Annotated in this window: 17 protein-coding genes; 10 read left to right on the top strand and 7 right to left on the bottom strand. The window is 69.8% G+C overall.

All coding sequences use genetic code 11. The annotated features are described in order from the left end of the window. Positions 1 to 139: 139 nt before the first annotated feature. Complete coding sequence (locus tag H8B08_RS05385; RefSeq protein WP_187449168.1) at positions 140 to 787, top strand: TetR/AcrR family transcriptional regulator; 648 nt, start codon at positions 140 to 142, stop codon at positions 785 to 787. A 97-nt stretch (positions 788 to 884) separates the two neighbouring features. Here the strand turns inward: H8B08_RS05385 and pdxH are convergent, their stop codons facing one another. After that, on the bottom strand, positions 885 to 1,556 hold the full coding sequence (pdxH, locus tag H8B08_RS05380) for a pyridoxamine 5'-phosphate oxidase (RefSeq protein ID WP_187449192.1): 672 nt from the start codon (positions 1,554 to 1,556) through the stop codon (positions 885 to 887). 542 nt (positions 1,557 to 2,098) lie between these two features. Between pdxH and H8B08_RS05375 the strand changes: the two genes are divergently transcribed. After that, positions 2,099 to 2,398, top strand: a complete 300-nt coding sequence (locus H8B08_RS05375) for a hypothetical protein (protein ID WP_187449167.1) — start codon at positions 2,099 to 2,101, stop codon at positions 2,396 to 2,398. 58 nt (positions 2,399 to 2,456) lie between these two features. Here H8B08_RS05375 and H8B08_RS05370 read toward each other — a convergent pair whose 3' ends face one another. Both H8B08_RS05370 and H8B08_RS05365 read right to left on the bottom strand, forming a co-directional pair. Then, positions 2,457 to 3,128, bottom strand: a complete 672-nt coding sequence (locus H8B08_RS05370; protein WP_187449166.1) for a hypothetical protein — start codon at positions 3,126 to 3,128, stop codon at positions 2,457 to 2,459. Between the two features lie 94 nt (positions 3,129 to 3,222). Next, complete coding sequence (locus H8B08_RS05365) at positions 3,223 to 3,519, bottom strand: hypothetical protein (RefSeq protein WP_187449165.1); 297 nt, start codon at positions 3,517 to 3,519, stop codon at positions 3,223 to 3,225. A 175-nt stretch (positions 3,520 to 3,694) separates the two neighbouring features. On the opposite strand from H8B08_RS05365, the gene H8B08_RS05360 reads away from it, so the two are divergent. From H8B08_RS05360 to H8B08_RS05350, 3 genes are all read left to right on the top strand, one after another. Next, positions 3,695 to 4,414, top strand: a complete 720-nt coding sequence (locus H8B08_RS05360; protein WP_187449164.1) for a DnaJ C-terminal domain-containing protein — start codon at positions 3,695 to 3,697, stop codon at positions 4,412 to 4,414. A 128-nt stretch (positions 4,415 to 4,542) separates the two neighbouring features. After that, a complete protein-coding gene (gene aroC / locus H8B08_RS05355; protein WP_187449163.1) occupies positions 4,543 to 5,640 on the top strand; it encodes a chorismate synthase in 1,098 nt (365 codons plus the stop codon). A 75-nt stretch (positions 5,641 to 5,715) separates the two neighbouring features. After that, complete coding sequence (locus H8B08_RS05350; RefSeq protein WP_187449162.1) at positions 5,716 to 5,934, top strand: hypothetical protein; 219 nt, start codon at positions 5,716 to 5,718, stop codon at positions 5,932 to 5,934. Between the two features lie 160 nt (positions 5,935 to 6,094). On the opposite strand, the gene H8B08_RS05345 is transcribed toward H8B08_RS05350, so the two are convergent. From H8B08_RS05345 to queC, 3 genes are read right to left on the bottom strand one after another with little or no spacing between them, the layout of a single operon-like run. Beyond that, positions 6,095 to 6,466 (bottom strand): 6-carboxytetrahydropterin synthase, encoded by a 372-nt coding sequence (locus tag H8B08_RS05345; protein ID WP_163259106.1) that lies wholly within the window; start codon positions 6,464 to 6,466, stop codon positions 6,095 to 6,097. Positions 6,467 to 6,502: 36 nt separating this feature from the next. Beyond that, positions 6,503 to 7,138: a 7-carboxy-7-deazaguanine synthase gene (gene queE, locus H8B08_RS05340; RefSeq protein ID WP_187449161.1), complete on the bottom strand. Its 636-nt coding sequence runs from the start codon at positions 7,136 to 7,138 to the stop codon at positions 6,503 to 6,505. Further along, positions 7,135 to 7,863: a 7-cyano-7-deazaguanine synthase QueC gene (gene queC, locus H8B08_RS05335; RefSeq protein WP_187449160.1), complete on the bottom strand. Its 729-nt coding sequence runs from the start codon at positions 7,861 to 7,863 to the stop codon at positions 7,135 to 7,137. The genes queE and queC overlap by 4 nt, the downstream gene beginning before the upstream one ends. Before the next feature lie 53 nt (positions 7,864 to 7,916). On the opposite strand from queC, the gene cutA reads away from it, so the two are divergent. Further along, positions 7,917 to 8,261 carry a divalent-cation tolerance protein CutA gene (cutA, locus tag H8B08_RS05330; RefSeq protein WP_187449159.1) on the top strand — a complete coding sequence of 115 codons (345 nt, stop codon included), beginning with the start codon at positions 7,917 to 7,919 and terminating at the stop codon, positions 8,259 to 8,261. A gap of 169 nt (positions 8,262 to 8,430) precedes the next feature. Next, on the top strand, positions 8,431 to 10,071 hold the full coding sequence (locus H8B08_RS05325) for an ATP-binding protein (RefSeq protein ID WP_187449158.1): 1,641 nt from the start codon (positions 8,431 to 8,433) through the stop codon (positions 10,069 to 10,071). 7 nt (positions 10,072 to 10,078) lie between these two features. On the opposite strand, the gene H8B08_RS05320 is transcribed toward H8B08_RS05325, so the two are convergent. After that, the gene (locus tag H8B08_RS05320) at positions 10,079 to 10,657 is read right to left on the bottom strand and encodes a TetR/AcrR family transcriptional regulator (protein ID WP_187449157.1); all 579 of its coding nucleotides are present in this window, start codon (positions 10,655 to 10,657) and stop codon (positions 10,079 to 10,081) included. Positions 10,658 to 10,828: 171 nt separating this feature from the next. Between H8B08_RS05320 and H8B08_RS05315 the strand changes: the two genes are divergently transcribed. From H8B08_RS05315 to H8B08_RS05305, 3 genes are read left to right on the top strand one after another with little or no spacing between them, the layout of a single operon-like run. After that, positions 10,829 to 12,016: an efflux RND transporter periplasmic adaptor subunit gene (locus tag H8B08_RS05315; protein ID WP_187449156.1), complete on the top strand. Its 1,188-nt coding sequence runs from the start codon at positions 10,829 to 10,831 to the stop codon at positions 12,014 to 12,016. Positions 12,017 to 12,036: 20 nt separating this feature from the next. After that, entirely contained in the window at positions 12,037 to 15,324 is a 3,288-nt protein-coding gene (locus H8B08_RS05310; protein WP_187449155.1) for an efflux RND transporter permease subunit, read from the top strand. Next, on the top strand, positions 15,321 to 16,739 hold the full coding sequence (locus H8B08_RS05305; protein WP_187449154.1) for an efflux transporter outer membrane subunit: 1,419 nt from the start codon (positions 15,321 to 15,323) through the stop codon (positions 16,737 to 16,739). Before H8B08_RS05310 ends, H8B08_RS05305 begins: the two co-directional genes overlap by 4 nt. Positions 16,740 to 16,744: the final 5 nt, after the last annotated feature.

The raw sequence follows: 16,744 nt of genomic DNA, 5'->3' as shown, positions 1-16,744 counted from the left end.
TCCGCACCACCCGAGATGGTTTGAATTCCAGCGTGTGGACGCGCGCCTTGCACGCCTGAAGGGGGAAATATAAACCAAAGGTTAACAGGCGATAGGGAGGCCGCCTGCGGCGTGGGGAGCGCCGCAGCGGTTCTGGGGAATGCCGATCGAAGACGAGCGGGACGCCCGTTCCGAGCGCAAGCGCCAGGACGTCCTCGACGCCGCGCGCCGACGCTTCATGACGGAAGGATACGCCTCGACCGGCATGGAGGCGGTAGCGCGGGACGCCGGCGTCTCAACGGCCACGCTCTACGCGTATTTTCCAAGCAAATCCGACCTCTTCAACGTCGTGGTCGAGGAAGCCGCCGAGGTGTTCATGCGCCGCGCCGGCGAGACCGCCCACGTCCAGGGCGACGGCGCGACCCAGCTGCGGGCCTTCGCCCTGGCCTACGCGCGGTTCATCAGCGACCCGTTCGTGCGCGCGATCTTCCGCCTCGTCGCGGCCGAGCGCCGCCGTTTCGAGAGCGTCGCGCGCCGCTTCCATACTCGCCTGAGAGACGAATTCGGCGGGGTGCTGATCGGCATACTGCGCCGTCTGCAGGCGGAGGGTCGGGTCAGCCAGACCAAGCCCTCCTGGGCGGCCGGTCAGCTGATGGGAATGATCGAGCACCCGACCTTCCTGGTCCCGCTGGTCGCCGGCGACGACGCGCCGGTCGAACGGCCGCTTGAGGACATCTGCGAGGAAGCGGTCGAGACCTTCCTGGCGCGCTACGGCGTGCGCGAAGGCGTGGGCGCCGAAGCCGCATAGCGCATTTTCCGCCGAAGTGGCCGCCGGTTCGGCGAAGAAAATGCGCTCATTCAGAGTCTTCCGAGCCTGACCCGATCCGAACGGATCGGATCAGACTCTAGGGGAACAGCCGCTCGGTCCGCCAGGCCGCGTCGACGCTCTCGCGCCGGAAGGCCAGGCGGTCGTGCAGGCGGAACGGCCGGTCGCGCCAGAACTCCATCTCCAGCGGCAGCACCCGGTAGCCCGACCAGTGCGACGGCCGGGGCACCTCGCCCAGCGCGTACTTCAGCCCGTACTCGGCGATGCGCTTTTCAAGCGCGAAGCGCCCCTCCATGGGCCGGGACTGCTCCGAGGCCCAGGCGCCGATACGGCTGTCGCGGGCGCGGGTGGCGAAGTAGGCGTCGGCCTCGGCCTCGGTCACCGGTTCGACCGGCCCCCTCGCCCGCACCTGGCGGCGCAGCGACTTCCAGTGGAACAGCAGGGCCGCCTGCGGATTGGCGGCCAGTTGCCGGCCCTTGGCGCTCTCGGTGTTGGTGAAGAAGACGAAGCCGCGCTCGTCCAGCGCCTTCAAGAGCACCATGCGCACGTCCGGCAGGCCGTCGGCGTCGGCGGTGGCCACGGCCATGGCGTTCGGGTCGTTCGGCTCCTTGCGCTTGGCGTCCTCCAGCCAGGCCCCGAACAGGCCGAACGGCTCGTGCCGCTCAAACATCGCCTCGTCGGCGTGCTCGGCGTGGGCGCTCTCGTAGTCGGCGTCCGACGGGCTGGGCGGGATCAGGGGCGAGCGAGTCATGACGGAGAGCATATAGCGGCTCGCTCGGCGCGCTGCAGGTCCGGCGCGTTAAGAGCGCCTCGACAAACAGAGATCGGCCTAGCCGGATAGGGGTCGAGAATGTCCGCTTTCGACCCATAGCGGACGTTTCCCGCAACTAGGCTGTAAGATCTCGCTTCAGTGCGAAGCGAGTGATGCGCCATGCCCTCGGAAGATGCAGTCACTGGCCTACTAGCGTCCCTCCGTGAAGCCGAGGCCCTGCTGCGCTTGCACGGCCACATAGCGGTTTCCGACAGGCTTCTAGATCTGACCCATCGGCTGGACGCCGGGGACATCGACGCGATCCAAACAGCTCTCATCGAGAGCACCGGCTCAATGGGTTCGCTTCGAGATCAGTACATCTATCCTGAGGACGGCGATGATCATGTCGCTGTAAACGCCAGGCTGGACGCTATCGTAATTCGGGTGAGGGACTGCGCTAGAGCCGCAATGGCCTCTCAGTCAGGATGACGTCCGCTTCCGACCCATAGCGGACATTGGCTCGTGCAGGCTAACGTCGGCAAATGGACGAGCTGAACGTTTCGATTTTTGTAGGCGATCAAGAGATCGGGACGGCTGTGCTGCGCCCAAGCGATCCCTCGATGGGCGTCGCCGGAGGCGTTTTCCGCCCAAATGCCGTCTATTCGCCCACGCTCCACTCTGGTCCGAAAGTCGCAGAGCTGACCGCGCGCGAGCCCAGCGGCTCACTCGTGCAATGCGCAGGCGTAAGCATCGAGGACTATGCTGAAGACCTCGGCGACGAAGGGCGCCAAGTCTATGTGCTCGGCATGGATACCTACGGCACCTACTTCGGCGGAACATGAGATGGCACATGTCCGCTTTCGACCCATAGCGGACATTGGACGCCGCCCGCCTCGCGACCTACTCCGCCATGCCCCAGTCGATATGAACCTTCGCTGGCGTGCGCTCGACAAACACGATGACCGGAAGGCGCTGTGACCTTGGCGTGGAATGGCCGAGCGAGACATGCGCGATCGAGAGGGCGTCCCCGCAGACACTCGCGACGAAGCCGCCCGTAAACTCGTTTTTCGCGATCGCCCGAATGAGGAACGGGCTTAGCTTTTTCGCGTTGCCAGCTCTCGAATATTCGACGAGACCTTCCAAGCGTTCTTGGCTGGCCACATTCCAGCTTCCGACATTTTGTTCATAGGCCGCACGCCTCTCAGCTTCCAAGCGCTCGATTTCACGGCGCAGGAGCGCGCTCGGCAGGTTTCCGGCTTTAGCCTCAAGCTCGATACCGACGATCTTTTCCACATCAGCATCGCTGAGCAAAACCGCGTCGACATCGGCCAGGCGCGCAATGGCCGCCGGCCGCTCCTTCACAGGGACAGGGAGGATAAAGGTCCTGTCGATCTCCGTACACGGACCCTGCGGCCGACTTGCCGATGCAGTCTCCCAAGAGTCGGAAAGATCGGCTTGGTCCTCGGCAGTACTCGCACGTTCCCGGTCTGCCGGTGGACGTTGATCGACTACCTTCGTGCAGCCCGCGAGGGAAAACGCGGCGATTGCTCCGCAAACAGCAAACTTCAACACGTGCTCGCGAGCTCCCCATCGAGAATGCGAGGTTCGCACCATCGCAAGCACAAAGCCAAGAGCCGCGGCGGCTCCAGACCACCCAGAGCGGACATTAGAGCCGAACCACCTCGACTCGGTTTTCCCCGGTGCCTTCAGGGACCCACATGTCGGCAAATTGGTAGGCCTCTCCGAAGGTCTCGTCTTCGTGTGAAGTAGTGCAGATGAAACGGCTCTCATCCGAGGCGTCACCGACGATCAACAGATCGACCTCGAGCTCGATGCGGGATGCGTCCGGACCGACCGCAGCGATCAGTTCAACGCCATCGCGTAAACAGTCCTCGACGAAGGCAGCCAGTGCCGGCTGGCTCTGAAGTGGGCCAACAATGAGAATCTTGGCCGGGTAAGGCATGCGCTGACGCTAGCGAGGGCGATGTCCGCTTTCCACCCAAAGCGGACATTCCGCTCGCGTCCAGGAGGCAGCTCGAGTCGCCACGCCATGACCGCAGGCGCAACGGGGGATTCACGCTTAACGCGGCGTTGACGATCGCTGCCGCAAATCTGCGGAGATGTCGAAGACCTCCGGTATGACCGCGCAGGAAGCGCGGACCTTGCTCGGCCTTCCCGCTAGCGCCTCGCGCGAGGCGACCGCGGCGGCCTTCCGCACGGCGGCCAAGGCCGCGCGCCCCGACCAGGGCGGCGACCCGGAGCGCTTCCGCCAGGTCATCGAAGCCTACCGGACGCTGCAGCGGCTCGACGACGCCCGCGCCACCGTCGCACGTGCGACCGCGGCGGCGGCCGAACCGGCCTGCGAGGCGCTGGAGATCACCCCGCGCGAAGCCTACGCCGGACTGGCGCGCAACATCCGCCTGCCCAACGGCCGCAAGCTGGGCCTGCGCCTGCCGGGCGGCCTGCGCAACGGCGCGCCCGTGCGCCTGAAGGGCCAGGCCACGGGCGGCGAGGACCTGTTCCTGAAGGTGCGGATCACCGCCGAGGACGGCTGGTCGGTGACCGGCGACGACCTGTGGCTGACCGTCGAGGTCGACCCGCGCACCCTGCGCGACGGGGGCCGCATCGAGGTCGAGACCCTGGCCGGCCCGCAGTCGGTCTGGGTGCCCAAGGGCCTGGCCGAACCCGCGCGGCTTCGCCTGAAAGGGCTGGGCCTGCCGGCTTCCGGCGGCCACGAGCGCGGCCACCTCTTCCTCAAGCTCAAACCGGCCGAGGCGGGCGTGATCAGCGGCGCGCGCGAACGGCTGCGCCGGTTCGCCAGCGCCTGGGCGGACGTTCGCGCCGCCGCCTGTTTGTGACCGGCCCCTGCGTGGCCCAGAACTAACCCGATCCGGTTGGATCGGGTTAGTTCGAAGACTTTGAATGAGCGCATTTTCTCCGCCGAACCGGCGTCCACTTCGGCGGAAAATGCGCTAACGGTCAGTCCATGTCGCACAACACCTTCGGCCACCTTTTCCGCGTCACCACCTGGGGCGAGAGCCACGGCCCGGCGCTGGGCTGCGTGGTCGACGGCTGCCCGCCGGGGCTGGCGCTCACGGAAGCCGACCTGCAGGTCGAGCTGGACCGGCGTCGGCCCGGCACCAGCCGCTTCGTCACCCAGCGGCGCGAGCCGGATGCGGCGCGCATCCTCTCGGGCGTGCACGAGGGCGTCACAACCGGCACGCCGATCTCGATCATGATCGAGAACGTCGACCAGCGCTCCAAGGACTACGGCGACATCGCCCGCCAGTTCAGGCCCGGCCACGCCGACTACGCCTACTTCGCCAAGTACGGCGTGCGCGACCCGCGCGGCGGCGGGCGCTCCTCCGCGCGCGAGACCGCCGCCCGCGTGGCCGCCGGCGCGGTGGCGCGCAAGGTGCTGGGCGAGGCGGTCTCCGTCCGCGCCGCGGTCGTCCAGGTCGGCCCGCACAGGATCGACCGCAGCCGCTGGGACTGGGCCGAGACCGCGCGCAACCCGTTCTTCTCGCCCGACCCAGGCGTGGTGGAGGCGTGGGAGGCCTTCCTCGACGAGACCCGCAAGCGCGGCTCCTCGGCCGGGGCGATCGTCGAGGTGGTCGCCGAGGGCGTGCCGGCCGGCTGGGGCGCGCCGCTCTACGGCAAGCTGGACGCCGAACTGGCCGCCGCCCTGATGTCGATCAACGCCGCCAAGGGCGTGGAGATCGGCGCCGGCTTCGGCTCGGCCGAGCTGTCCGGCGAGGACAACGCCGACGAGATGCGCGCCGGCCCGACCGGCCCGCTGTTCCTGTCCAACAACGCCGGCGGCGTGCTGGGCGGCATCTCCACCGGCCAGCCGATCGTGGCCCGCGCCGCCTTCAAGCCGACCTCCTCCATCCTCACCCCGCGCCGCTCGATCGACGAGGACGGTTCGGACGTCGAGGTGGTGACCAAGGGCCGCCACGATCCCTGCGTGGGCCTGCGCGCCGCCCCGGTGATGGAGGCGATGACCGCCTGCGTGCTGGCCGACGCCTGGCTGCGCCACCGGGCCCAGACCGGCGGGGCGAGCTTCGTTCCGGGCCGGGTCTAGGGCGCGCGGATCGGCCGCCTTCGAACCTTAACGTTCTGCGGGTAGGTTCTGGTCTGCTCTCGCCGGAGGTCCGCCATGAACCGTCCCCTCGCCCGCCTCCTGCTCGCCGCCGCCCTGATCGGCGGGGGCCTCAGCCTGCAGGGCTGCCTGGTGGGCTCGGCCGTCAAGGTCGCCGGCGACGTCGTGGTCACCGGCGTGAAGGTCACCGGCGCGGTGGTCGAGACCGGCATCGACGTGGTCACGCCCGGCTCCGACAAGGACAAGAAAGACAAGAAGAAAAAGGGCGACGACTGAGCGTCGTAGATCTCCCCCCGAGCGGAGCGCTGGGGGGAAGCGGGCGGCTGAAAGCCGCCGTGGGGGGCTCCAGCGGAGTGCGCGGCTTCCGACGCGCGAACTCAGCCCCCTCCACCACGCTTCGCGTGGTCCCCCTCCCCCAGAGGGGGAGGACCTAAGCTCACAGATTCAGCGCGCAGCTCTCGCCGATGGTCGGGCGCGACAGCACCACCCGGCACAGGCCCGGGAAGCGCGGCTTCAGGCGCTCGGCGAAATACAGGCACAGGTGCTCCAGGCTCGGCACCTCCAGCCCGGGCTTCTCATTGAGCAGGCCATGATCCAGCTCGCCGGCCACCGCGCGCAGCTCGGCGTCCAGTTCGCCCAGGTCGGCGACGAAGCCCATCACGCCCTGGGCCGGGCCGCGCACCGTCGCCTCGACCTTGAACGAGTGACCATGCAGCCGCCGGTACGGGCTCTCTTCAGGCCCGTTCGGGAAGTGGTGGGCCGCGTCGAAGTGGGCGGCCTTGGTGATCTCGAAAAGCGGCTCGGTCATAACTTCAAGTCTGCAGGTCCGCGGGCGCGCCGGCGCTCACGGAACTCCGATGTATTTGTGGGTCTGGACGCTTAAACGCCACCGCGGGTGTGCGAGGCAATAGGCGACCGCCGCGTGCGTGTTCGCGTCGCGGTCCGGGCCGTCCATCGGCTGCAGGTAGAAGCGCTCGAAATCCAGCCCCTCGAAGCGGGCCGGATCGACGCCTTTCTGCGGGAACACCAGCTTCAGCTCCTGGCCCGAGGTCTGGGCCAGGGCCGCGTCGGCCTTGGGGCTGACGCAGATCCAGTCGATCCCCGCCGGCGCCTTCAGCGTGCCGTTGGACTCCACCGCGATCTCGAAGCCGCGGGCGTGCAGGGCGTCGATCAGGGGCGCGTCCAGCTGCAGCAGAGGCTCGCCGCCGGTGCAGACCACCAGCTTCGGCTCGCCGTCCGGCCCCAGCCACTTGGCCGCGACCGCGTCGGCGGCGGCCTCGGCGGTCGCGAACTTGCCGCCCCCCTCGCCGTCCGTGCCGACGAAGTCGGTGTCGCAGAAGGTGCAGACCGCCGTGGCCCGGTCCTGCTCGCGCCCGCTCCACAGGTTGCAGCCGGCGAAACGCAGGAACACCGCGGGCCGGCCGGCCTGGCCGCCCTCGCCCTGGACGGTCAGGAACATCTCCTTGACGGTGTAGGTCACGCGTTCACCGCCGCCCACTCGGCATGGCCCTTGGCGCGCAGCTCGCACGCCGGGCAGGTCCCGCAGCCGTAGCCCCAGGCCCGCCGCTCGCCGCGCTCGCCGAGATAGCAGGTGTGGGTGTCCTCCAGCACCAGATCGACCAGCGCCCGCCCGCCCAGCTCTTCGGTGAGGGCCCAGGTCTGCGCCTTGGTCAGCCACATCAGCGGCGTCTCGATGCGGAACGGCCGCGCCATGCCCAGCCGCAGCGACTGCTCCATGGCGTCCATGGTGTCGCGCCGGCAGTCGGGATAGCCGGAGAAGTCGGTCTCGCACATGCCGCCGACCAGCACGTCCATCCCGCGCCGGTCGGCGAGCGCGGCGGCGTAGGTCAGGAACACCAGGTTGCGGCCCGGCACGAAGGTCGAGGGCAGGCCGCGCGCGTCCATCTCGATGGCGCGCTCACGGGTCAGCGCAGACTCCGCCACCTCGCCGAAGCCGCGGATGTCGATGCGATGGTCGGGGCCGAGCCGCTCGGCCGCCTCGGGCAGAACCTCGAGGATGTGGGCGCGCACGGTGTCGCGGGCCTCAAGCTCCACCGAATGGCGCTGGCCGTAGTCGAAGCCGACCGTCTCGACCCGGCCGTAGCGCTTCAGCGCCCAGGCCAGGCAGACGGTGGAGTCCTGGCCGCCGGAAAACAGGACGAGCGCCGCGGCGGCGGGATCGAATTCAGATGCTTGCAAGGTCATGGGCAGTCGCGGGTCCGCCGTTCATATAGGGACGGACCGGAGCGGAAACGGATATGTCGGACGTCGTCCTCCTCTACACCACCTGGCCCGACGCCGAAACGGCCGAGGCCTTCGCGGCCGAAGCCGTGGCCGACCGGCTGGCGGCCTGCGCCAACGTGCTCGGCGCCATACGCTCGGTTTATCGGTGGCAGGGCGCGATCGAGCGCTCGGTCGAGACGCCCATGCTGCTTAAAACCAGCGCCGCGGCGGCCGAGGCGCTGAAGGCGCGCCTGCTCGAACGCCATCCCTACGAGACGCCCTGCGTGCTGGCCCTGCCGGTCGATCGCGCGCGCTCGCACGAGGCCTTCCTGGACTGGATCCTCGACGAGGCGTCCGGACCGGACGACACGGCCGCCTGAGCGGGGGAAATTACAACCGCCACACGAATATTTACGCCCGTTCATCCTTTCCGTCGAAAATCGAACGAATTTCCGTGGGAAATCCACCAGTCGGGGCCGCCGACTTAACCACTCTGCAAAAGTGTCCCAGTTAGATCAGGCGGTAATTGGGGAACGGCGGGCGTAGTAGATGCCGACGATCGACACCTTGACGGAGCGGGCGACGCCGATTTCGCCCGAGACGCTCGGCGCGGACGTCTACGCTCGTTTCGAGCGTGAACCCGACACCCTGGTCATCCCCGTCGTCGAAGGCGACCGCCCGGTCGGCCTGGTCGAACGCAACGCCTTCCTCGTGCGCATGTCGGCCCAGTTCGGCCGCGAACTGTTCGGCAAGCGAGCCATCACCGCCCTGATGGACGTCGAACCCGTGGTGGTGGAGGCGTCGACCGCCATCTCCACCTTCTGCGACGCCATGCTGACCGAGCGCGCTTCGACCCTGATGCGCGGCTTCATCGTCACCGACCAGGGCCGTTACCTGGGCGTCGGCACGGTGCTGTCGCTGCTGCAGGCGACCAGCGCCGCCAGCCGCGCGCGCGCCGACGAACTATCCGAGGTGGTCCGCTCGCTGGGCGAGGCGCAGACCCTGGCCCAGGCCTCGGCCCGGGCGAAAAGCCAGTTCCTGGCCGTGATGAGCCACGAGATCCGCACGCCGATGAACGGCGTTCTGGCGGTGGCCGAACTGCTGCAGCGCCAGCCGCTGGGCCGCGACGCCCAGGCGTACGTGCAGACCATCGTGGACTCCTCGGAGACCCTGCTGCGCATCCTGTCGGACGCGCTGGACCTGTCGCGCGCCGAGGCCGGCGAGCTCGCCTTCTCGCCGCAGCCGACCTTCGTGCGCGAGCTGATGGACGACGTGCAGGCCCTGTGGGCGCCGCGCGCGGCCCAGGACAACGTCTCGCTGCTGGTCAGCTTCGACGGCGACCCGGACCTGGCGGCCAGCTTCGACTCCGCCCGCCTGAAGCAGGTGTTCAACAACCTGATCGGCAACGCCCTGAAGTTCGCCCGCAACGGCGTGGTCGAGGCCAGCCTGCGCGCGGTGGCCGACGGTGCCGACGTGCGCCTGGAAGGCAGCGTCCGCGACAACGGCCCGGGCATTCCGAAGGACAAGCTGGCGACCATCTTCGAGCCTTTCGTCCACGCGCCGGGCCAGCAGTACGGCGGCTCGGGCCTTGGCCTGGCCATCTGCCGCCAGATCGCCGAGACCATGGGCGGGCGCATCTGGGCCGACTCCAACCCGGGCCGCGGCTCGACCTTCGCCTTCGAGGCCCGCGCTCCGCTGGCGCGGCTGGAACGGGCCGGCGACAGCAACGTGGCCCAGCTCGAAGAGCTTCAGCTGCAGGCTCAGCCGCACATCCTGATCGTCGACGACAACGCCACCAACCGCGTGGTCGCCCAGGCGCTGTGCGAAATGTTCGGCTGCACCTCAGAGTGCGCCGAGGACGGCCTGGAAGCCGTTGAGGCGGTGAAGAGCCGCCGCTTCGACCTGGTGCTGATGGACATCAAGATGCCGCGCATGGACGGCGTCCAGGCGACCAAGACCATCCGCGCCCTGACCGGCCCGGAACGCGAAGTGCCGATCATCGCCCTGACCGCCAACGCCGATCCGGACGACGCCAAGCACTACACCTCGATCGGCATGGCCTGCGTGGTCGAAAAGCCGATCAAGCCGGAGCGCCTGCGCGCGGCCATGAACCTTGCCCTGGCGGGCGAGGCGGAGGCCGAAGTCGAGGTCGAAGACGCCGGCCGCGGTCAACGCCGCGCCGCCGGCTGAGGCCGGGCTACTCCCGTTCCAGCAAGGCCTGCAGGTCCTGGGCGAACCGCTCCGTGAAGGCCTCGACCTGCTCGGCCGTCGGCGGCGCGCCAGGCGACATCATCGCCTTGGTCACCGCCACCCCCATCACGTAGGCGAAGATCAGCCGCGCGCGGGTCATGTGCTCAGGCCCGCCCATCCACGCGGCCAGCGGCTCGACGAACCGGGCTTCCACCGACTGCCGCAACAGTCCTGACGCCTTGGGCGACGAGGCCGAGCGCAGGGCGATGAGCAGGCCTTCCAGCCCCTCCGGCCCCTTGTCGTCGGTCGCCACCGCGTGGGCGATGCGGCGGCCGAAGGTGTCCCGGTCGCCCGAGAACAGCTCGCCCGGATCTCCGGTCGAGGACAGCACCTCGGCGAACAGCCCCTCCTTGCCGCCGAAGTAGCGGATGATCAGCGCCGCATCCACGCCGGCCGCCGCCCCGATGTCGCGCAGGCCCACCTGCTCGTAGCTGTCGCGCGCGAACAGGCGGCGAGCGGCGACCAGGATAGCCGCGCGGGTCTCGGCGGAATTGCGGGTTCGGGCGGTCGGGACGGCCGGTTTCACGTTTCGCGCTCTAGCATTGTCAACGTCCGTTGACAAACGGCGCGGCACTCGGCAATTGTTACGTCACCAACCGTTGACTTAGCCCGCCCAACGACAGCTCCGCCCCCTCCCCCGGGTCCCCCAAGGAGCGCGCGTCGGGCGGGCTTCCCTTTGCAATACAGGACTTCGCTGATGCGACGGCTCCCCACCATCGCCTGCGCGCTGCTCGCCGCCACGGCCCTTTCCGCCTGCGGCGCCAAGAAGGCCGACGGGCCGCCGGCCGGCGGCATGGCCCCGCCGGTCTCCGTGGCCGCCCCTCTGGTGCAGGACGTGGTGGACTGGGACGACTATGTCGGCCGGTTCGAAGCGGTGCAGCGCGTCGAGGTGCGCCCGCGCGTGTCGGGCTACCTGCAGCAGATCCACTTCCGCGACGGCCAGTTCGTAAAGAAGGGCCAGTTGCTGTTCAGCCTGGACGCCCGGCCCTTCCAGGCCCAGCTGTCCGCCGCCAAGGCCGAGGAGGCCCGCGCCCGCGCCGGCCTGACGCTCGCCCGCGCCGAACTGGAGCGCGCGCGGCGCCTGCTCGACGCCAAGGCGGTGTCGCAGCAGGAGGTCGACCAGAAGCAGGCCGCCGTCGCCCAGAGCGAGGCCGGCCTCGCCGCCGCCCAGGCGGCCGTGCAGGCGCGCGCGCTGGACGTCGAGTTCACCCGCGTCGTCGCCCCCGTCTCGGGCCGCGTGTCCGATCGCCGGGTCGACGCCGGCAACCTGGTGGGCACCACCGGCGAGCCGCTGACCACCGTGGTCTCGACCGAGCCGATCCACTTCACCTTCGAAGCGTCGGAAGCCCTGCTGCTGAAATACCAGCGCCAGAGCCGCGCCGCCCAGGCCGCGCCCGTGCGCATCCGCCTGCAGGACGAAGGCGACTACCGCTGGAGCGGCCAGCTCGACTTCTCCGACAACGCGCTGGACGCCAGCTCCGGCACGGTGCGGCTGCGCGCGGTCGTGAACAACCCGGGCGGCTTCATCAAGCCGGGCATGTTCGGCCACGCCAAGCTGCAGGGCTCGGGCGCCTACAAGGCCATGCTGATCCCTGACGCCGCGGTCGTCACCGACGGCCCCCGCAAGGTGGCCCTGGTGGTCGGTCCCGACGGCACGGTGGCGGCCAAGCCGCTGCAGTTGGGCCCGCTCAGCTCGGGCGGCCTGCGCGTCGTGCGCGGCGGCCTGGCCCCCACCGACAAGGTGATCGTGGACGGCGTGCAGCGCGCCCGCCCCGGCCAGAAGGTCACGCCCAAGCCGACGGCGGTGAAGGCCGACGCCAAGGCCGACGCGCCCCTGCCGGTCGCCTCGGTCGCCCCGGCCGCCTCCGCCACGCCCGCCCTCTGATCTGAGGCGAACGGACAATCATGCGTCTCTCACGGTTCTTCATCGACCGGCCGATCTTCGCGGCGGTGATCGCGGTGTTCATCACCCTGATCGGCGCCTTCGCCTATCCGCTGCTGCCGCTGGCGCAGTATCCGGAGATCGCGCCGCCCACCATCGCCATTCGCGCCGCCTATCCGGGCGCCTCGGCCGAGACCCTGGCCGAGACCGTCGCCGCGCCGTTGGAGCAGGAGATCAACGGGGTCGAGGACATGCTCTACATGTCCTCGTCCTCGACCTCCGACGGCACGGCCACGGTCACAGTCACCTTCAAGCCCGGCACCGATCTCGACGCCGCCCAGGTGCTGGTCCAGAACCGCGTCGCCCTGGCCGAACCGCGCCTGCCCGAGCAGGTGCGCCAGATCGGCGTGACGGTGAACAAGCAGTCCACCGGCTTCCTGATGATCGTGGCCCTGAAGTCCAAGGACCCGGGTCTCGACGTCGACTATGTCGGCAACTACGCCAACTCGGTCCTGCGTGACCGCCTGCTGCGCCTGGACGGCGTAGGCGGGGTCAACGTGTTCGGCGGCGGCAACTATTCGATGCGGGTCTGGATCGACCCGAACAAGGCGGCCGCCCACGACCTGACCGCCCCCGAGATCGTGACCGCCCTGCGCGGCCAGAACGTGCAGGTCGCCGCCGGCGCGATCGGCCAGCCGCCCTTCGCCACCAACGCCGCGGCCTTCCAGCTGCCGGTGCAGGTGCAAGGCCGCCTGAGCGACCCGCGCCAGTTCGAAGACGTCGTCGTGAAGACCGACGCGCAAGGGCGGGTCACCCGCGTGCGCGACATCGGCCGCGTCGAGCTGGGTTCCCAGGACTACGGCATCCGCGCCTACTTCAGCGGCGAGCGGGGCGTGGCCCTGGCCATCGTCCAGCAGCCGGGCTCCAACGCCCTGGCCACCGCCGACCGCGTGCTGAAGAGCATGGAGGAGGCCAAGGCCGACTTCCCGCCGGGCCTCGAGTACTCCATCCCCTACAACCCGACCGAATACGTCGCCGCCTCGGTGGAGTCGGTGCAGCACACCCTGCTGGAGGCCGTCCTCCTGGTCGTGCTGGTGGTCGTGGTGTTCCTGCAATCCTGGCGGGCGGCGTTGATCCCGATCCTGGCCATTCCGGTGGCCCTGGTCGGCTCCTTCGCCGTGCTGCTGGGCCTCGGCTTCTCGCTGAACTCGCTGTCCCTGTTCGCCCTGGTGCTGGCCGTCGGCATCGTCGTCGACGACGCCATCGTCGTGGTCGAGAACGTCGAGCGGAACATGCGCGAGGGGCTGACCCCGCGCGAAGCCGCCCGGCGCACCATGGACGAGGTGTCCGGCGCGCTGGTCGCCATCGGCCTGGTGCTGACCGCCGTGTTCGTGCCCAGCGCCTTCCTGCCGGGCGTGCCCGGGATCTTCTACCGCCAGTTCGCGGTGACCATCTCGGCCGCCTCGATCTTCTCGCTGCTGGTGTCGCTGACCCTGTCGCCGGCGCTGGCCGCCCTGCTGCTGAAGCCGCACGCCGCCCACGGTCCCGACCACGGCCCGCGCTGGCTGAAGCCGCTGCGCGTCGCCGCGCAGAAGTTCAACTCGGGCTTCGACTGGCTGTCGGACAACTACGGCCGCATGACCGCGCGGCTGGTGCGCACCGGCGCCATCGTGCTGGCCGTCTATGTCGGCCTGCTGGCGATCACCGGCTGGCGTCTGGCCGCCACCCCGACCGGCTTCATCCCGGAGCAGGACCAGGGCGTGCTGATCGGCGTCGTGCAGCTGCCGCCGGGCTCCTCGCTGGAGCGCACCGACGCGGTGCTGCAGCAGGCCGTGTCGCTGGTCCGCCAGACGCCCGGCGTCAAGGAAGCCTCGGTGTTCGCCGGACTCGACGGCGCCAGCTTCTCCATGCAGTCCAACGCCGGCACCATGTTCGTGAAGCTCGACGACTTCGCAAATCGCGAAAAGGCCGAGCTGACCGCGAACGCCCTGTCCCAGGCCCTGAGCCAGAAGCTGGGCTCGATCGAGGCCGCCAACATCATGGTCATCGCCCCGCCCGCCGTGCCCGGCCTCGGTAACGGCGGCGGCTTCAAGATGATGGTCCAGGACCGTTCCGGCGCGGGCTACCGCGCGCTGGAGGGGGCGACCATGGACATGATGATGTCGGCCCAGGGCGTGAAGGACGTCCAGCAGGTCTTCACCCTGTTCAACACCGGTTCGCCCCGCATCACCGCCGACGTGGACCGTGACAAGGCGCAGCTGCTGGGCGTGCAGCCCGGCCAGGTGTTCGACACGCTGGGCGTCTATCTGGGCTCGTCCTACGTCAACGACTTCAACTTCCTGGGCCGCACCTTCCGGGTGACCGCCCAGGCCGAGCCGGCCTTCCGCGACGACGTCTCCGACATCGCCGCCCTGAAGGTGCGCTCCAACTCCGGCGGCATGGTCCCGCTGGGTTCGGTGGCGACCCTGAAGGACGATAGCGGCCCCTCGCGCGTGGTTCGCTACAACCTGTTCCCGGCCGCCGAGCTGCAAGGCTCCGCCGCGCCGGGCGTGTCCAGCGGCCAGGCCCTGAAGGCCATGGAAGACCTGGCCGCCCAGCGCCTGCCCGACGGCATGAGCTACGAGTGGACCGACCTGGCCCTGCAGGAGAAGCAGGCCGGCTCGGGCTCGGCCCTGGTGTTCCTGCTGGCGGTGGTGTTCGTGTTCCTCGTGCTGGCCGCCCAGTACGAGAGCCTGACCCTGCCGCTGGCGGTCATCCTGATCGTGCCGATGTGCATCCTCGCGGCCATGATCGGCGTGAACCTGCGCGGGATGGACAACAACATCCTGACCCAGATCGGTCTGATCGTGCTGGTCGCCCTGGCCGCCAAGAACGCCATCCTGATCGTGGAGTTCGCCAAGCAGGCCGAGGAGGATCAGGGGCAGGACCGGTTCGACGCCGCCATCAGCGCCGCGCGCACCCGCCTGCGCCCCATCCTGATGACCTCGATCGCCTTCATCCTGGGGGTGCTGCCGCTGGCCGTCGCCACCGGGCCCGGCGCGGAGATGCGCCAGGCGCTCGGCACCGCGGTGTTCTTCGGGATGATCGGGGTGACCCTGTTCGGCCTGGTGTTCACGCCGGTGTTCTACGTGGTCTGCCGCAAGCTGGCCGGCCTGCTGCCGAAGAAGGCGGCGAAGGAGCGGGAGATCCCCTCGGCCTTCGGCGAGGCGGTGCACGCTCCGTACGAGCCCGAAGACCTCTCGCCGGCCGCCGATAACGACGAGCCCGACTACGAACTGCGCATGACCAAGGAAGGACGGATCGCCCGATGAGCCGCCCCCTCTTCGCCCTCGTCTCCGCCTCCGTCCTGGCCCTGGGCGCCTGCGCGGTCGGCCCCGACCACAAGGCCCCGCTCACCCCGATCAGCGCCCAGGGCGCCTTCGTCAGCGCGGCCCAGGGACCGTACTCGGCGGAAGCCCCGCGGGACGACTGGTGGCGGCTGTTCCAGAGCCCGACCCTGGACGGCCTGATCGCCGAGGCCCTCCAGAAGAACAAGGACCTGGAGATCGCCGCCGCCAACCTCGCCCGGGTGCGCGCCGTGCTCGGCGAGAGCCGCGCCGCGCGCCTGCCCTCCACCACCCTGTCGGCCTCGGGCGACTGGGGCCGGACGGCGGCCACCACCACTGGCGCGCCCGCGCCGCTGGACGAGGTGGAGACCTACGGCACGGGGCTCGACGTCTCCTACGAGGTCGACCTGTTCGGCCGGGTGCGCCGCTCGATCGAGGCGGCCCGCGCCGACGCCGACGCGGCCGAGGCCATGCTGGACGTCACCCGTGTGAGCGTCGCGGCCGAGACCGCCCGCGCCTTCGCCGACGCCTGCTCGGCCAACGCCCAGATCGCGGTCGCCAAGCGTACGCTGGAGCTGCAGCAGGAGACCTACGACCTGACCGAACGCCAGCTGGCGGCCGGCAAGGGCACGGGCCTGGACGTCGCCCGCGCCCGCACCCAGCTGGAGAGCGCGCGCGCCACCCTGCCGCCGCTGAACAGCCAGCGCGACGCGGCCCTGTTCCGCCTTGCAGTGCTGACCGGCAAGCCGCCGGCCGAGGTCCCGGCCGGCGTCGCCGACTGCGCCCAGGCGCCGAAGGTGGCCAGCATCCTTCCCGTCGGCGACGGGGCCAGCCTGCTGCGCCGCCGGCCCGACGTGCGCCAGGCCGAACGCCAGCTCGCCGCCGCCTCGGCCCGCGTGGGCGTGGCGACCGCCTCGCTCTATCCCAGCGTCGTGCTGGGGGCCTCGGTCGGCAGCGTCGCGCCGGGCGTGAGCGACCTGAACGACGACCGCGCCCTGCACTTCAGCGCCGGGCCACTGATCTCCTGGAGCTTCCCCAACGTCGCCGTCGCGCGCTCGCGGATCGCCCAGGCGCGGGCTGGGACCGACATGGCCCTGGCGCAGTTCGACAAGACGGTGCTGACCGCGCTGGAGGAAGTCGAAGGGGCCCTGACCCGCTACGCCGACGAACTGGAGCGCCACGCCGCTCTGCAGACCGCCCGCGACCAATCGGCCGAAGCCACCCGCCTGGCCCGCCTGCGCTACGAAGAAGGCGCGGACAGCTTCCTGTCCGTGCTGGACGCCCAGCGCAGCCTGGCGGTGCTGGAGGCCGAACTGGCCCGCAGCGACGCGGAGCTCACGAACCAGCAGATCGCCCTGTTTAAGGCGCTGGGCGGGGGTTGGGCGCGGACGGCCGCTTAATTCCG

Source organism: Caulobacter sp. 17J80-11 (assembly GCF_014349105.1).
Taxonomy (GTDB): domain Bacteria; phylum Pseudomonadota; class Alphaproteobacteria; order Caulobacterales; family Caulobacteraceae; genus 17J80-11.
This window is presented reverse-complemented; position numbering and strand designations above follow the sequence as displayed.

What these genes read in the sequence shown, in the direction of transcription:
- H8B08_RS05385 (WP_187449168.1), top strand. Translation starts at nt 140, where the DNA reads ATGCCGATCGAAGACGAGCGGGACGCCCGTTCCGAGCGCAAGCGCCAG.
- pdxH (WP_187449192.1), bottom strand. Translation starts at nt 1,556, where the DNA reads ATGACTCGCTCGCCCCTGATCCCGCCCAGCCCGTCGGACGCCGACTAC.
- H8B08_RS05375 (WP_187449167.1), top strand. Translation starts at nt 2,099, where the DNA reads ATGGACGAGCTGAACGTTTCGATTTTTGTAGGCGATCAAGAGATCGGG.
- H8B08_RS05365 (WP_187449165.1), bottom strand. Translation starts at nt 3,519, where the DNA reads ATGCCTTACCCGGCCAAGATTCTCATTGTTGGCCCACTTCAGAGCCAG.
- H8B08_RS05360 (WP_187449164.1), top strand. Translation starts at nt 3,695, where the DNA reads ATGACCGCGCAGGAAGCGCGGACCTTGCTCGGCCTTCCCGCTAGCGCC.
- aroC (WP_187449163.1), top strand. Translation starts at nt 4,543, where the DNA reads ATGTCGCACAACACCTTCGGCCACCTTTTCCGCGTCACCACCTGGGGC.
- H8B08_RS05350 (WP_187449162.1), top strand. Translation starts at nt 5,716, where the DNA reads ATGAACCGTCCCCTCGCCCGCCTCCTGCTCGCCGCCGCCCTGATCGGC.
- H8B08_RS05345 (WP_163259106.1), bottom strand. Translation starts at nt 6,466, where the DNA reads ATGACCGAGCCGCTTTTCGAGATCACCAAGGCCGCCCACTTCGACGCG.
- queC (WP_187449160.1), bottom strand. Translation starts at nt 7,863, where the DNA reads ATGACCTTGCAAGCATCTGAATTCGATCCCGCCGCCGCGGCGCTCGTC.
- cutA (WP_187449159.1), top strand. Translation starts at nt 7,917, where the DNA reads ATGTCGGACGTCGTCCTCCTCTACACCACCTGGCCCGACGCCGAAACG.
- H8B08_RS05325 (WP_187449158.1), top strand. Translation starts at nt 8,431, where the DNA reads ATGCCGACGATCGACACCTTGACGGAGCGGGCGACGCCGATTTCGCCC.
- H8B08_RS05315 (WP_187449156.1), top strand. Translation starts at nt 10,829, where the DNA reads ATGCGACGGCTCCCCACCATCGCCTGCGCGCTGCTCGCCGCCACGGCC.
- H8B08_RS05310 (WP_187449155.1), top strand. Translation starts at nt 12,037, where the DNA reads ATGCGTCTCTCACGGTTCTTCATCGACCGGCCGATCTTCGCGGCGGTG.
- H8B08_RS05305 (WP_187449154.1), top strand. Translation starts at nt 15,321, where the DNA reads ATGAGCCGCCCCCTCTTCGCCCTCGTCTCCGCCTCCGTCCTGGCCCTG.